Annotated in this window: 13 protein-coding genes; 12 read left to right on the top strand and 1 reads right to left on the bottom strand. The window is 65.8% G+C overall.

Annotation, left to right across the window (positions count from 1 at the left end; translation table 11 throughout):
* The first annotated feature begins 44 nt into the window (after positions 1 to 44).
* From KQ693_RS00930 to KQ693_RS00875, 12 genes are all read left to right on the top strand, one after another.
* The gene (locus KQ693_RS00930) at positions 45 to 1304 is read left to right on the top strand and encodes a Glu/Leu/Phe/Val family dehydrogenase (protein WP_267261645.1); all 1260 of its coding nucleotides are present in this window, start codon (positions 45 to 47) and stop codon (positions 1302 to 1304) included.
* Positions 1305 to 1315: 11 nt separating this feature from the next.
* On the top strand, positions 1316 to 2590 hold the full coding sequence (locus KQ693_RS00925) for a Glu/Leu/Phe/Val family dehydrogenase (protein WP_267261644.1): 1275 nt from the start codon (positions 1316 to 1318) through the stop codon (positions 2588 to 2590).
* 19 nt (positions 2591 to 2609) lie between these two features.
* Positions 2610 to 3131 (top strand): GNAT family N-acetyltransferase, encoded by a 522-nt coding sequence (locus KQ693_RS00920; RefSeq protein WP_015718071.1) that lies wholly within the window; start codon positions 2610 to 2612, stop codon positions 3129 to 3131.
* Position 3132: 1 nt separating this feature from the next.
* Complete coding sequence (locus KQ693_RS00915; RefSeq protein ID WP_267262395.1) at positions 3133 to 4023, top strand: 2-hydroxyacid dehydrogenase; 891 nt, start codon at positions 3133 to 3135, stop codon at positions 4021 to 4023.
* The gene (locus KQ693_RS00910; protein WP_267261643.1) at positions 4023 to 4244 is read left to right on the top strand and encodes a hypothetical protein; all 222 of its coding nucleotides are present in this window, start codon (positions 4023 to 4025) and stop codon (positions 4242 to 4244) included. The genes KQ693_RS00915 and KQ693_RS00910 overlap by 1 nt, the downstream gene beginning before the upstream one ends.
* A 62-nt stretch (positions 4245 to 4306) precedes the next feature.
* Positions 4307 to 5329 carry a 1,9-bis(guanidino)-5-aza-nonane synthase gene (locus tag KQ693_RS00905; protein ID WP_267261642.1) on the top strand — a complete coding sequence of 341 codons (1023 nt, stop codon included), beginning with the start codon at positions 4307 to 4309 and terminating at the stop codon, positions 5327 to 5329.
* 88 nt (positions 5330 to 5417) lie between these two features.
* A complete protein-coding gene (locus KQ693_RS00900; protein WP_267261641.1) occupies positions 5418 to 8201 on the top strand; it encodes a tetratricopeptide repeat protein in 2784 nt (927 codons plus the stop codon).
* A gap of 5 nt (positions 8202 to 8206) precedes the next feature.
* Entirely contained in the window at positions 8207 to 9031 is an 825-nt protein-coding gene (locus KQ693_RS00895) for a menaquinone biosynthesis family protein (protein WP_267261640.1), read from the top strand.
* A gap of 9 nt (positions 9032 to 9040) precedes the next feature.
* On the top strand, positions 9041 to 9667 hold the full coding sequence (locus tag KQ693_RS00890) for a Crp/Fnr family transcriptional regulator (RefSeq protein WP_028493525.1): 627 nt from the start codon (positions 9041 to 9043) through the stop codon (positions 9665 to 9667).
* A gap of 10 nt (positions 9668 to 9677) precedes the next feature.
* Entirely contained in the window at positions 9678 to 11132 is a 1455-nt protein-coding gene (gene bshC / locus KQ693_RS00885) for a bacillithiol biosynthesis cysteine-adding enzyme BshC (protein WP_267261639.1), read from the top strand.
* Between the two features lie 21 nt (positions 11133 to 11153).
* The gene (locus KQ693_RS00880; RefSeq protein WP_267261638.1) at positions 11154 to 12251 is read left to right on the top strand and encodes a SpoIID/LytB domain-containing protein; all 1098 of its coding nucleotides are present in this window, start codon (positions 11154 to 11156) and stop codon (positions 12249 to 12251) included.
* Between the two features lie 24 nt (positions 12252 to 12275).
* On the top strand, positions 12276 to 12722 hold the full coding sequence (locus KQ693_RS00875; protein ID WP_219759687.1) for a methylated-DNA--[protein]-cysteine S-methyltransferase: 447 nt from the start codon (positions 12276 to 12278) through the stop codon (positions 12720 to 12722).
* Here the strand turns inward: KQ693_RS00875 and KQ693_RS00870 are convergent.
* Positions 12719 to 14146, bottom strand: coding sequence for a glycoside hydrolase family 13 protein (locus KQ693_RS00870; protein WP_267261637.1), 1428 nt, complete (start codon positions 14144 to 14146; stop codon positions 12719 to 12721). The genes KQ693_RS00875 and KQ693_RS00870 overlap by 4 nt on opposite strands.
* Between the last annotated feature and the right edge of the window lie 59 nt (positions 14147 to 14205).

Genomic DNA, 14205 nt, shown 5'->3' with positions numbered 1-14205 from the left:
AGCCGTCCCTCCCCGAGCGGGGTATAATCCCCTCCGGTGAGGCTATGGCTATTCCCGCATACAGGTCCCCGGAGGACCCAGGCCTCTGGGAGGCCTTCCTGGAGCGATTGGAAAAGACCTTAAGGGTGGCGGCGATCCACCCCACCACGGTGGAGTACCTGGCTCACCCCAAGCGCCTGGTCACGGTTTCCCTGCCCGTGGTCATGGATGACGGGAAGGTGCGGGTTTTCCAGGGTTATCGGGTGGTGCACGACATCGCCCGGGGGCCCGCCAAGGGGGGGGTGAGGATTCATCCCAAGGTAACCCTGGGCCAGACGGCGGGCCTGGCCGCCTGGATGACCTTGAAGGCTGCCGTTTACGATCTGCCCTTTGGCGGGGCAGCGGGGGGGATTGCCGCCGACCCCAGGCTCCTTTCCCGCAGGGAGCTTGAACGGCTGGTGCGCCGTTACACCGCTGAGCTGGTCAACCTGATCGGGCCCGATATCGACATCTTGGGCCCCGACCTGGGAACCGACCAGCAGGTGATGGCCTGGATCATGGACACCTACTCCATGACCGTAGGCTCCACGGTGCCGGGGGTGGTGACGGGCAAGCCCCATGCCCTTGGGGGGAGCGAGGGCCGGGACGATGCCGCTGGGCTTGGGGTGGCCCTGGTGCTCAAGGAGCTCGCCCGGCGCCGGGGGCTTTCCCTGGAAGGGGCCAGGGTGGCGGTGCAGGGCTTCGGCCAGGTGGGGGGCAGTTTCGCCTTGCATGCCGAAGGGATGGGCTTGAAGGTGGTGGCGGTATCCACGGCCCGGGGGGCCATGTACCAGGAAGAGGGCCTCGAGGTGGCCGAGGTCCTGCGCCACTACGAGGCCACGGGAGAGCTTCCCCGCTACGACCTTGCCCCGGAGGAGCTTTTCGCCTTGGATGTGGACTACCTGGTCCTGGCGGCCCTCGAGGGAGCCTTGAACGGGGACACAGCCAAGGCGGTGCGGGCCCAGGTGGTGCTGGAGGCTGCCAACTTCGGCCTGACCCCCGAGGGGGAGGCCTATCTCCTGGGCAAGGGAGTCCTGGTGGTGCCGGACCTCCTCACAGGGGGCGGGGGGCTTCTGGCGAGCTATTTGGAATGGGTGCAGGACCTTAACATGTTCTTCTGGAGCGAGGAGGAAGTGCGGCAAAGCTTCGCGAAGAGCGTGGCCAAGGCGGTGGCTGAGGTGTGCGATCGGGCCGAGTTCCTTTCCACCGACCTGCGCACCGGGGCCATGGCCCTGGCCTTGGAACGGGTGAACGAGGCCACGCGGCTAAGAGGCGTCTACCCCTAAGAGGAGTGTCTATGAAGAGCGAACCCCTTTCCTACCTGGGCAAGGACGGCGGTCCTTGGGAGATTTTCGTGGAGCAGGTGGACCGGGTGGTCCCCTACCTGGGGCGGTATGCCCCTTTGGCGGAGAGCCTTAAGAGGCCCAAGCGGGTCCTGATCGTGGATGTGCCCATCCATCTGGACGACGGCACCGTGGCCTACTTTGAGGGTTACCGGGTCCACCACAACACCGCCCGGGGGCCGGCCAAGGGTGGAGTGCGCTACCACCCCGAGGTGACCCTTTCCGAGGTGATGGCCTTGGCCGCCTGGATGACCATTAAGAATGCCGCCGTGGGCCTGCCCTATGGAGGCGGCAAGGGGGGCATCCGGGTGGACCCCAAGAAGCTTTCCCCCGGGGAGCTGGAGCGCCTGACCCGCCGCTACACCTCGGAGATCGGGATCCTTTTGGGCCCGGATCGGGACATCCCTGCTCCCGATGTGAACACCGGGGAACGGGAGATGGCTTGGATGATGGACACCTTTTCCATGAACGTGGGCCGCACGGTGCCGGGGGTGGTGACGGGGAAGCCCATTGCCCTGGGAGGTTCCTTGGGAAGGCGGGACGCCACGGGTCGGGGGGTCTTCGTCACCGCCAGGGCGGCGGCGGAGAAGATAGGCCTTCCCATAGAGGGAAGCCGGGTCATCCTCCAGGGCTTCGGCAACGTGGGGAACGCCGCCGCCCGCATCTTCCACGACCATGGGGCCCGGATCATCGCCATCCAGGACCACACGGGCACCATCTACAACGAGGCGGGGATAGACCCCTACGACCTTCTCAAGCACGTGGTGGACTTCGGAGGGGTGCGGGGTTACCCTAAAGCCGAGCCCCTGCCCAATCCTGAGTTCTGGGCCGTGCCCGCAGAGTTTCTCATCCCTGCGGCTTTGGAGAAGCAGATCACCGAGCAGAACGCCTGGCGGATCCAGGCCAAGATCATCGCCGAGGGGGCCAACGGCCCCACCACCCCGGCCGCTGACGACATCCTCTTGGAGAAGGGGGTCCTGGTGGTGCCCGATGTCATCGCCAACGCCGGGGGCGTCACGGTGAGCTACTTTGAGTGGGTGCAGGACTTCAACTCTTACTTCTGGACGGAGGAAGAGATCAACGCTCGTTTGGAGCAGGTCCTTAGGAATGCCTTTGAGGCGGTGTGGCAGGTGAGCCAGGAGAAGAAGATTCCCTTGCGCACGGCGGCCTATGTGGTGGCCGCCACCCGAGTCCTCGAGGCCAGGGCCCTCAGGGGGCTTTACCCCTAGCCTCCGTTAGGTTATTCGTGTGGACTGGCCCCGCTATGGCCGCGTTACCCTGAAGCCCTTTAGCGCGGGGCTCACCGAGGAGGAGTGGAAGGGGCTTTACGAGACCTTCCGCGACCCTGAGGTGGCGGAGTGGAACGGCTCGAGCCCCTTGCGCTCCCCTTTCTGGCTTTTCAAGCGCTTCGTCCTGGCGGAGATGCGCCGAAAGGACCGCCTGGCCTTCGTCATCCTGGACGAGAGGGGAGAGTATCTGGGCACCCTCGAGCTTTACGACCTCACCCCGGAGGAGGCCACCTTGGGCATCCTCATCGGGCGGAAGGACCGCTGGGGCCAGGGCTACGGCACGGAGGCGGTGCGGGCGGCCTTGGCCTACGCCTTCGGTCCCTTGGGGCTTACGCGGGTAAAGCTCCGCACCTTTGCCCATAACCTTAGGGCCAGGCGGGCCTTTGAGAAGGCGGGTTTCCGCCAGGTGGGCCTAGGTCCTGGGCCTAAGGGAAGGGAGGATGTGTACATGGAGGTGACCCGTGGTCAGCCGGAAGGCTAGCGTGCGCATCTTGAGCCCAAGGCTTAGGGAAGAGGTCTTCGCCCTTTTACCCGAAGAGGTGGAGGTGCATTACCTGGACGAGCCTTGGCCCAAGGCGGTGGACTTCTTCCTGCCTCCTTTCGGCCAGGAGGCAGTGGTGCGGCGGGTGCTGGAACAGGTGGAGGTCAAGGTGGTCCAGACCCTTTCCGCCGGGGTGGACTGGATCCTGCCCCTTGTGCCCGAGGGGGTGGTGCTTTGCGATGGCTCGGGCATCCACGACGTGCCCGTGGCGGAGTGGGTGGTGATGAGCCTTTTGGCCCTCCTTAAGGACCTGCCTGCCTTTTTGCAGGCCCAGGGGAAAGGGCGCTGGGCTCCCAGGGTGCTGGCCGACCTCGAGGGCAAGAAGGTGCTTCTATTGGGCTACGGTTCCATCGGGAAAGCCGTGGAGGAGAGGCTTAGGGCCTTTGGGGTGGAGGTGCTTCCCGTGGCCAGGCACGCCCGCCCTGGGGTCTACACTCCCCAGGACCTCCCGCATCTTCTGCCCCAGGCGGATGCCGTGGTGATCCTCCTCCCCCTTACCCCCGAAACCCGGGGGCTGGTGGGCCGGGAGTTCCTTTCCTGGATGAAGCCGGGGACTCTTTTGGTGAATGCTGGCCGGGGGCCAGTGGTGGACACAGAAGCCCTCCTCGAGGCGCTACGGGAGGGGAAAGTTCGGGTGGCCTTGGATGTCACCGACCCTGAGCCTCTGCCTTCCAACCATCCTCTTTGGCGGGCTCCTGGAGTCCTCATCACCCCGCATGTGGCCGGGCTTTCTCAGGGTTTCCACCGCCGGGCGGCCCGGTTTTTGGCGGAGCAGGTGGGGCGGTACCTCCGGGGTGAGCCCCTTAGGAACGTGGTTTTGGAGGGATACTGATGAAGGTGGTTCTTCACGGGGACCTTAGGCGGTTTGGGGAGGTCCTCGAGGTGGAGGCCAAGACGCCCAAGGAAGCCCTGGAGAAGTTGGGTATTCCCCTGGAGGAGGTTTGGCTTCTGGCGGTGGGCGGAAGGATGGTGGAGCCCCACGAGGAGGTGGAGGGCCCCCTCGAGGTCTACCCCCCCATCGCCGGGGGTGGTATACTGGAAGTCCTGCCCTAAAGGCAGGGGGCGCGAACAAGGGGGGAGCCGCCCGACGCCCACCCCGCGTAGAAAGGAGAAGGATGGAGAAGAAGGAACTCCTCTCTACGCCCGTGGTTCCCATAGACATCAAGGTCTTTGACGCTGGGCCCATCCTCGAGGCCATGGGCAAGACTGCCTTCCAGGCCCGGAACCTCTACCGGGCGGCGGAGATCTACCTCAAGATGCTGGAGGACGACGCCACCGTCATCCTCACCCTGGCGGGTAGCCTGGTTTCTGCCGGCCAGGGCCTCATCATCCACGACCTTATCCGGAAGGGCCTGGTGGACGCCATCGTGGCCACCGGGGCCAACATTGTGGACCAGGACTTCTTTGAAGCCTTGGGCCACCGCCACTACCAGGGAGACCCCAAGGCTGACGATGAAACCCTTAGGCGGCTTTGGATCGACCGCATCTACGACACCTACATCGACGAGGAGGAGCTCCGCCACACGGACTACACCATCGCCGAGATCGCCAATTCCCTGGAGCCTAGGCCCTACTCCAGCCGGGAGTTCATCTGGCACATGGGCCGCTACCTGGCGGAAAGGGGCCTGGGGGAGAAGAGCATCGTCCGGGCTGCTTACGAGGAGGGGGTGCCCATCTTCGTGCCTGCCTTCTCCGACTCCTCCGCGGGCTTCGGCCTGGTCTACCACCAGGTGAAAAACCCCAAGGCCCACGTGACCATAGACTCCGTGGCCGACTTCCGCGAGCTCACCGAGATCAAGCTCAAAGCCGGCACCACGGGCCTGGTGATGCTGGGGGGTGGGGTACCCAAGAACTTCGCCCAGGACATCGTGGTGGCTGCCGAGGTGCTGGGCCACCCGGTGGAGATGCACAAGTACGCCATCCAGATCACCGTGGCCGATGAGCGGGATGGGGGGCTTTCCGGCTCCACCCTCTCCGAGGCCCAAAGCTGGGGCAAGGTGGACGCCACCCTTTCCCAGATGGTCTTCGCCGAGGCCACCCTGGCCTTCCCCCTCCTGGCCTCCTACGTTTACCACCGGGCTCCCATGCGGGCCAAGCGGCGCTACACCGACCTCTTCACTCAGGAGGTTCCCGCCTAGCGGGCTGGGGTTCCCCCCGCTTGGGGTTATGCCCGGGCGGGGGGTTCTGCTGGACCAACCCCCCCTCCCTTTGGTAGACTTCCGGCAAATGCCTGATGAGCTAAGGCTATACCTGAAGGAGCGGTTTGGCGTCTTGGGGCCGGTTTCCCCGGGGCGCTTTGAGGCCGAGTTGGCCAAGCGGGTGGGAAGTCCCGCCAAGCGGGAGCCCGTTCTCAAGGCCTGGCGGGCCTATCTTTCGGGGGGCGGCAGGGAGGCGGTGCGAAGTTTCTACCAGGAGATCCTCAAGGTGCCCAAGGGGGAGGCCCTGGTCTACGGCATGCACCTGCCCTTTTTGGAGTTCTACGCCCGGGAGGTGCCTTCCCGCTTAGAGGGGCAGGTTTTGGAGGTGGGGGCCTTCACTGGGGCCTTGGTGGGTTATTTGCAAAGGAAGCGGCCCGAGCTTTCCTTCCACGCCCTGGACGGGGTGGAGGAGGCCGTGGAGCTTGGGAAAAAGCGGGTGCCCGAGGTGACCTGGCATGTAGCTTGGGCGGAGGAGGCGGAGCTCCCTCCCTTTGACACCCTGCTTCTCCTTTCCGTCTTCCCCGAGGGCTTTGTGGACCAGGAGCTGGAAAGCCGCCTCGAAGTCCATTCCTTCTGGAAACGCTTCAGTTTCTTTGACCGCCTTCCCCTTCTGGCCCGGCTTTTGAAGCCCGGGGGGCTTTTGATCTACGGCCACGGACCCTTCCTAGGCAAAAGCCCGGAAGGGGTGGAGGAAGGGCTAAAGCACCTGGGGTTTGACCAGGTGGAGCGGGTGGGGGAGGGAGAGTACTTTCTGGTGCTGGCGAGAAGGCCCGAGGCGCTGGAGGTTAAGGAGGAGGCCTGGTCCCAGGCAGTGGACGAGGAGGCTTCCTTGGACCTCGAGGAGGCGCCCCTGCAGGTTCCCGTTCTGGTTCAGGGGGATCTTTCCGAGGTGCGGGAGCTTCTGGCCGCAGGGCGGTATGCGGAGGTGCTGGCCCATCTGCCCGAGGGAGTGGAAGGGGAGGCGGCCTGCCTGAGGGGGCGGGCCCTTTTCGCCCTTTCCCGCTATGCCGAGGCGGAGGAGGTCTTAAGGCGGGCCCTTTCCGAGGAAGCGGAGGACCTGAGGGCCATGGTGCTGGTGGAGCTCGGGGAGTACGAGCGGGCCAGGCCCCGCCTCGAGGCCCTGGCCGGGAGGGGAGGAAGGTACCGGATCTACCTGGGCCGGGTCTACCTGAGCCTGGGGCGGTATGCGGACGCCCTTAGGCAGTTTGTGGAATCGGGCCTGCCCGAGGCAGAAGGGTACGTGCGGGAGGCCTTGGAACGGATCACCGAGCGCATGCGCCGCTTCGCCCGGGAAGGGGAGTGGGCGGAGGTAAGCCGCCGGGCGGAGTTTGTAGAGGATCTTTCCCCAAACCTCCTAACCCGGGAGATGCTCCGGCTTGGCTTAAAGGCCGCCCTGATCCAGGGGCTTTTTGCCCGGGCGGAGCGGTATGCCAGGAGGCTTGCGGATCTGGACGAGGCCGAGGGCTTCTTGGGGCTCGCCCTGGTGGCCCTAAGGGTGCGCTCCCCTCTGGAGGTGCGGCCTCTAGAGGATTTAAAGCCGGTGGAGCCCTACCTCACCGAGGCCTTGGCCCGGGCGGAGATCCCCGAGGCCTTGCTGCTTCTTGGGATGCTCCGGGAACGGGAGGGGCGCCACCTGGAGGCCCTGCGCCTTTTGGAGCGGGCGGCGGAGCGGGGAACAGGGGAGGTGGCGGGCCTAGCCTATCACCACCTGGCCCAGGTGAAGAGGGCCCTCAGGCGGCCCCTTAAGGAGATCCTGGGGGACCACAAGCGGGCCCACGCCTTGAGGGCCTACCCCGCCCCCTACCTTTTCCAGCTGGCCCAGGAGGCCCTGAAGGGGGGAGAGGAGGTCCTGGCCCGGGAGCTTCTCTCCCGGGCCCGGGATGCCGGGCTTTCCGAGGTGGCCGAGGAGGACCTCATGGGGCTCCTTGCCCTTCTGGAGAGGCTGGAGGGTCCCTGGGCTGCCTTTAGCCTTCTCTACCAGGCCCTGGGCCGCACGCCCAAGCCCCCCCTGGAGCTTCTGGCCCTGGCCTACCGGCTTTCCCGTGGTTTCCGGGAAAGCCCCGAGGCCTCGGAGGTGCGGGGGCAGTACCTGGCAGCCCTGTATGCCGAGGGGCGGGGGGAGGAGGTGGAAAGGCTCTTGCTGGAGGAACTGAAGGCTGACCCCCAGGCCCTGGAGGTGCTCTTTGACCTGGCGGAGCACTACGAGGCCCAGGGCAACTGGCGGAAGGCGGCGGAGCACTGGCAGAAGGCCTTGGAGGTAGCCCTCTACCGGGAAAAGGACCTGGACCTTTCCCGGGAAGTCTTAAGAAACCTCCTCTTCCTGAGGCCCCACGACGAGAGCCTTACCCTTTACCTGGAGGAGCTTAAGGCGGTGAGCCGGGGCCTGGAGGCCTTGGGGGAAAGCCCAAAGGCCCTGCCCGAGACCAAGGAGGAGCTCCTGCAGGAGGGCCTGCCCCAGTTCCACGGGGAGCACCTTCTGGTGGTGGGCGGGCACACCCAGCTCAGGAGCCGGCTGGTTCCCCTCCTCGAGGCCCGGGGCCTCAAGGTGGACTGGTTTGATGCGGACACCGCCGGGGTGGGCAAGGAGGCCCTGAGGCGTATCCAGAACCGCCTGGAGAAGGCCCATGGCCTCATGGTGGTTTCCAGCTATGTGGGCCACGACTTCTCCGAGCCCGTGCGCCTCGAGGCGGAGCGCCTGGGGGTTCCGGTCTACGTGATCCCGGGGCGGGCCCGGGGGGCCACGGGGTTTTTGAGAGCCCTCAAGGCCTTCGCCCCCGAGCTCTTCAAACGGGCCCTCAAGGGGGTACAGTAGGGTTCATGGAGGCGCCGGTTCTGAAGCTGGGCTACTCCCCCTGCCCCAACGACACCTTCATCTTTTACGCCCTCACCCATGGCCTTGTGGAAAGCCCCCTTCCGGTGGAGGCGGTTTTGGAGGACGTGGAAACCCTGAACCGCTGGGCTCTGGAGGGGAGGCTACCCCTGACCAAGCTCTCCTATGCCGCCTATGGGAGGGTGCGGGACCGGTATGTGGCCCTACGGAGCGGGGGAGCCTTGGGAAGAGGGGTGGGCCCTTTGGTGGTGGCCAAGAAGCCCTTGAGGAGCCTGAAGGGAGCCCGGGTGGCCATCCCCGGGCGGAACACCACGGCTTTTTTGCTCCTCTCCCTGTACGCGGAGGGGTTTGAGCCGGTGGAGGTGCGCTACGACCGCATCATGCCCCTGGTGGCCCAAGGGGAGGTGGAGGCGGGCCTCATCATCCACGAAAGCCGTTTCACCTACCCGGAGTACGGCCTGGTCAAGGTCCTGGACCTGGGGGAGTGGTGGGAGGGGGAAACGGGCCTGCCCCTTCCCTTGGGGGCCATCCTGGCCTGGCGGGATCTGGGGAAGGAGCTCATCCAGGCCCTGGACGAGGCGGTGCGGCGGAGCCTGGAATACGCCTTTGCCCATCCCGAGGAAACCCTTCCCTACCTGAAAGCCCATGCCCAGGAGCTTTCGGAGGAGGTGATCTGGGCCCATGTACGCACCTATGTGAACGGGTTCAGCCAGGACGTGGGGGAGGAAGGGGAAAAGGCGGTGAAAAGGCTCTTCGCTGAGGCCGAGGCCCGGGGGCTTATCCCTTCCTCCGAAGCCCCCCTCTTTTTGTAAACTCGGGGCATGTTCCAGGAGCTTTCCCTCGAGGCCCGGCGGGAGATGGCCAGGGTGTTCCAGCCCAAGAGGGTCTTGCGGGGTACCCCTCTCTACGCCTTGGGGGACCGGGCGGACGGGGTGTACCTGGTGCGGGAGGGGCTTGTCTGGCTAGAAGGACCCCGCTCGGCGGAAGGGGAGCCAGCCACCTTGGGGGTGGTGGGGCCTGGAGGGCTTTTTGGGGAGGAGGTCCTGGTGGGGGGGCGACGTCGCACCTCGGGAGCCACCGCCCTGACTTACGCCGAGTTCCTCTTCGCCCCCCAGGAAGCCCTAGCCCCCTTGCGGGCGCGTTTTCCCGAGGTGGAGCGCTTCCTCCTGGAGGCTCTGTACGCCCGGCTGAAAGAGGCAGAGGAGCGGCTTTGGGAGCTGCGCCACCTCTCCGTGAGCCAGCGCTTGGCCCGGCTTCTCCTGAGGCTAAGCCAGGCGGGGGAGGTGGCCTTTTCCCACCAGGACCTGGCCCGCATGGTGGGGGCCACCCGGGAGACCGTGACCAAGCTCCTGGGGGAGTGGGCCCTTTCGGGGGTGGTGGACCTGGGCTACCGGAGGGTGGAGGTCCGGGAACCCCAGGCCCTTGCCCGCCTGGCCGAGGCGCTTTAGGCTTTGAAGCATGGAAGCCCAGGTCCTGGCCCAGCTTTTGGGCCTACCCCAGGGGGAAGAGGTCCTCAAAGAGCGCTTGGGCCGGGAAGGACATCCCCAACTTTCTTCGGCGCTCACAGCTTACCTGAAGCGTCTTCAGGCTCCACGGGAGGTCCTGGCGGCCCTCGAGGGCCTGGGGCAGGGGGCGGTGGTCACGGGCCAGCAGGCGGGGCTTCTGGGAGGGCCTGCCCTGACCTTCTACAAGGCCCACACCGCCTTGGGCCTGGCGGAAAAGGTGGGGGCGGCTTCCCTCTTCTGGGTGGCTTCCCAGGACCACGATGTGGAGGAGGTGCGCCACCTTCACCTTCTCCTGGAGGAGGAGGTGCGTACCCTGTCCCTGCCCCTGCCGCCCCTTCCCGCAGGGCGGATTCCTTTTGCCCTTTACCGAGAGGCGGTGAGGGAGTTTCTGGGTCCCTGGTCCCGGGATGCCCGGGTGGCCTACGCCCTGGAGGGGGAAACCTTGTCCGAGTTTTTCGCCCGCACCCTCTTGGCCTTTCTGGGGGAGCGGGGCCTCATTCCCTTTGACCCCATGGCCCCGGAGCTTGCCCCCCTTTTCCAAAAGGCCCTGGAAAGAGAGCTGGAGGACCCCCTGGCCAGCGCCCAGGCCATCAACCAGGAGGCGGAGCGCATCCGCGCTTTGGGGGGCAAGCCTCCTTTGAAGCGCAAGCCAGGGGCCACCAATCTGTTTTTAGAAACTGATCAAAGAAGATTGCTTTTTTATCAGGATGGAGCCTTTACCGACGGGGTGCGCCGCTACGGCAAAAAGGAGCTTCTGGAGATCCTCAGGACCGATCCCAGCCGCCTTACTCCTGCGGCGGGCTTGAGGCCGGTGTTCCAGGACCTGGTTCTGCCCACGGCGGGCTTCGTGGTGGGTCCCAACGAGTTCCGGTATGTGGCCGAGCTTTCCGGGGTCTACGCCCTTTGCGGCATCCCCATGCCTGCCCTCTTCCTTCGCCTGAGGGCGGTGGTTTTGGAGCCTCCCATCCGCCGCATTGTGGAGAGGTACCGCCTGGATCCCTGGGCGTTTGTGGATGGGGGGGAGGATGCCTTTCTTAAGGCTGTCAAGGAGGTGCTGGAAGGGTTCAGGGGCCTCGAGGCGGAGCTTTTGCGCCTCTTGGAGGAGGTGGAGGCCCTGGGCCAGAAGGCCCATGCCCTGGAGCCCACCTTGGAAAGGCCTTTCCGCCGCTTCCAGGCGAGGCTGAAGGGGGAGGGGGAAAGGCTTTTGAAGAAGCTCCTTCGCGCCCGCATGGGGCGGGATGCGGTCCTTCTCCGTCACCTGGAGCGCCTCAAGCGGCACCTTTTGCCTCGAGGCCTGCCCCAGGAACGGGTCTACCCCTTCGCCATGTACGCCTTGCGCCACCCGGAGGCCCTCCTTAAGCTCCAGGAGGCGCCCACCTCGGGAAGGGCCACCCTGGTTTTGGGCTAGGTGGTAGGATGGGGGCAATATATGACGCATGGGTTAAAGGGCGCCCTTCTGGCATGCCTCCTTTTGCTGGTCTGGCTCCTGCCCTCCCGGGGCCAGAAGGAGGACCTCCTCCTCAGGGTGCTCCTTAAGGAGGTGCCGGAAGGCCAGGAGGTATCCCTTCTCCTGCCGGAGGGCCAGGGAACCGTGCGGGCCAGGGGGATGGCCCAGGGGGTCTGGGTGGAGGGCAGGCTCCAGCCCTTTTGGGAGTTTCCCGAGCCCTATTTCCGCCTGGATGGGCGCACCTATAGGGGTGGGGTGCGCCTTCTTGCCCAGGGGGGAAGGCTTTTGGTGGTGAACCTGGTCCTTTTGGAGGATTACCTCCTCGGCGTCCTCCCTGCAGAGATGCCCGAGGGCTTTCCCCAGGAGGCTTTAAAGGCCCAGGCGGTGGTGGCCCGCACCTTCGCCGTGAACCGCTTGAATCCCCGGGCTCCTTACGACCTCTGCGCCAGCGAGATCTGCCAGGTCTACCTGGGCTTGGCCGTGGAAACCCCCAGGCATACTGAGGCGGTGAGGGGTACCCAGGGTAAGGTCTTAAGCTACCAGGGAAGGGCCATTTCCGCGCTGTACCACGCCGACTCCGGGGGTATGACCGCAGGGAGCGAGGAGGTCTTTCAGACGGCCCTGCCCTATTTGCGGCCGAGGCCGGACCCCTACGCCCGGGGTCCCAAAAGCCAGTGGCAGCTTTCCGTGAGCCCGGAGCGGGCGGCGGCGGCCTTGAGGGCCATGGGCCGTACTCCCCAGGCCGGCTCCCTTGGGGATTCCCCGGTGGTGCTGGAGCGAAGCGCCTCGGGCAGGGTATGGCGCCTACGGCTACTGGGGGTGGAGGTGCAGGGCCCCGAGGCCCAGCGGCTGGTGCGGAACCTGGGCCTGCCTTCGGCCTTGGTGGAGTTTAGGGGTTGGCAGGCGGAGGGCCGGGGAGCAGGGCACGGGGTGGGGCTCTCCCAGTGGGGTGCCAAGGGCATGGCGGAGGCAGGGTACGGGTACCGGGAGATCCTCGGGTATTACTTCCCCGGCACCTTCCTCTCCGACCTTTTGCTGGGTGGGATTCCGGGCCCTGAGGAGGCTTGGGCCACAAGATAGCCTCGCCGACCCCGCTAAAGAGCCATGTTGATTCCCACGCCCATCGGTCCTTTGTGGCTCGAGGTGAGCCCCGGGGGGGTGCGGCGTTTGGAGCCCGCCCTTTTCCCCCGGGGCCTCGAGGCCAGGGGCCCCTTGGCCGAAAGGGTGCGGGAGCGGGTGCTGGCCTACTTCGCCGGGGAAAAGCCCGATTTTTTGGACATCCCCCTGGACTACACGGGGTTTTCCCCTAAGCGGGTGGCCCTTTATGAGAGGGTGCGCCTTATCCCCTACGGGCACACGGAAAGTTATGGGAGCCTGGCGCGGGAGCTTGGCCTTTCCCCGAGGGCGGTGGGGGCGGGGATGCGGGCTTCGCCCTTTTTCCTCCTGGTGCCTGCCCACCGGGTGATCCACGCCGACGGGCGGCTTGGGGGGTTTGCCGGGCAGGAGGGGCTTAAGGCCTGGCTTCTGCGCTTTGAAGGAGCCTGGTCCTAAACCTCCACCCAGATGGCCACGGAAAAGGGGGGGAGCTCGGGCCCGCAAAGGCGTCCTCCCACCGGGGTGCAGGTTTTCCCGGAGAGGAGGTCCACACCCTGAGCCCCTCGAGGCAGGGCACCATGCAGGGGAAAATCCTGGCGGAAAGGCTCGGAGGAGGCGTTCACCACCACCAGGTAGGGCCCCCGGGTGAAGGCCAGGTGCCCGTCTGCGGCATAGACCCGCTGGTAGGGGGCGGTGCGGAGCTCGGGGTGTTCCTGGCGCAAGCGGGCCATGCGCCGCACGGTTTGGCGGATCTCCTCCTTCCAGCGGGCCTGGTCCCAGACCATGCCCGCCCGGTTTTCCGGGTCGTGGCCCCCTTCCATCCCCACCTCCTCCCCGTAGTACACCGTGGGGTTTCCGGGCAGGAGGAAAAGCAGGGAAAGGGCCAGCTTAGCCCGCTCCACGCTTCCCCTAAGGAGGGTGAGGAGGCGGGGGGTGTCGTGGGAGGTGAGGAGGTTCATCTGGGCCCGCACCACTTCCGGGTGGTAACGGCTGAAGAGGCCCTCCAGGCGGTGGCTGAAGGCCAGGGCCTGAAGGGGTTCGATCCGCCCCAGCCCCGAGCGGGAGGATAGCTCCTGGTCCAGGACCTCTCCCCCCACGAAGCCCAGGATGGCCCGGCTCAAGGGGTAGTTCATGGTGGCGTCGAACATATCCCCCTGGAGCCAGAAGTCGGCTTCCTCCCAGATCTCCCCTACGATGTAGGCCTCGGGATTGGCTCCCTTGACCCTCCTGCGGAAGGCCCGCCAGAACTCGGGGTCAGAGATCTCGTTGGGCACGTCCAGCCGCCAGCCATCCGCGCCGAAGCGGATCCAGTGCTCCGCCACCTCCAGGAGATACTCCCGCACCGCCGGGGTTTCCACCCGGAGCTTGGGGAGCTCGGGATTGCCCCACCAGGCCTCGTAGTTGGGGTGGCGGCTATAGGGGTTTAGGGGAAAACCCTTCACGTAGTACCAGTCCCGGTAGGGGCTTTGTTCTCCGTTTTCCAGAAGGTGTTGGAAGGCAAAAAAGCCCCTACCCGTGTGGTTGAAGACCCCGTCCAGGATAACCCGCATGCCGTGGGCATGGGCTACTTCCAAAAGGTGCCTTAGGGCCATGTTCCCCCCCAGGAGAGGATCCACCTGGAAATAGTCCGTGGTGTGGTACCGGTGGTTGGCGGTGGAGGCGAAGACGGGGTTCAGGTAAAGGGCTTCCACCCCCAGGTCCTTGAGGTAGGGGATTTTCTCCGCTATGCCCCAGAGGGTTCCCCCCTTGAAGCCCCTAGGGGAGGGGGGTGCCTCCCAGGGTTCCAAAGGACCCGCCGGAGCAGGCTTTCCGAAAGGGCCAGCCCGGAAGTAGCGGTCGGGAAAGATCTGGTAGAAGAAAGCCCCCTCGTACCAGGCCACGGGCCCAAGTGTACCACGCAGGCAGTGTGTTATAGGCCACAAAAATCCTTGCCTCCTCC

This window comes from Thermus brevis, assembly GCF_026427635.1.
GTDB classification, from domain to species: domain Bacteria; phylum Deinococcota; class Deinococci; order Deinococcales; family Thermaceae; genus Thermus; species Thermus antranikianii.
The sequence above is the reverse complement of the archived record's forward strand: the minus strand, read 5'-3'. Positions and strand labels throughout refer to the sequence as shown.

Excerpts from the sequence above, each read along its gene's own strand:
- KQ693_RS00930 (WP_267261645.1), top strand. The coding sequence starts at position 45 with ATGGCTATTCCCGCATACAGGTCCCCGGAGGACCCAGGCCTCTGGGAG.
- KQ693_RS00925 (WP_267261644.1), top strand. The coding sequence starts at position 1,316 with ATGAAGAGCGAACCCCTTTCCTACCTGGGCAAGGACGGCGGTCCTTGG.
- KQ693_RS00910 (WP_267261643.1), top strand. The coding sequence starts at position 4,023 with ATGAAGGTGGTTCTTCACGGGGACCTTAGGCGGTTTGGGGAGGTCCTC.
- KQ693_RS00905 (WP_267261642.1), top strand. The coding sequence starts at position 4,307 with ATGGAGAAGAAGGAACTCCTCTCTACGCCCGTGGTTCCCATAGACATC.
- KQ693_RS00900 (WP_267261641.1), top strand. The coding sequence starts at position 5,418 with ATGCCTGATGAGCTAAGGCTATACCTGAAGGAGCGGTTTGGCGTCTTG.
- KQ693_RS00895 (WP_267261640.1), top strand. The coding sequence starts at position 8,207 with ATGGAGGCGCCGGTTCTGAAGCTGGGCTACTCCCCCTGCCCCAACGAC.
- KQ693_RS00890 (WP_028493525.1), top strand. The coding sequence starts at position 9,041 with ATGTTCCAGGAGCTTTCCCTCGAGGCCCGGCGGGAGATGGCCAGGGTG.
- bshC (WP_267261639.1), top strand. The coding sequence starts at position 9,678 with ATGGAAGCCCAGGTCCTGGCCCAGCTTTTGGGCCTACCCCAGGGGGAA.
- KQ693_RS00880 (WP_267261638.1), top strand. The coding sequence starts at position 11,154 with ATGACGCATGGGTTAAAGGGCGCCCTTCTGGCATGCCTCCTTTTGCTG.
- KQ693_RS00875 (WP_219759687.1), top strand. The coding sequence starts at position 12,276 with ATGTTGATTCCCACGCCCATCGGTCCTTTGTGGCTCGAGGTGAGCCCC.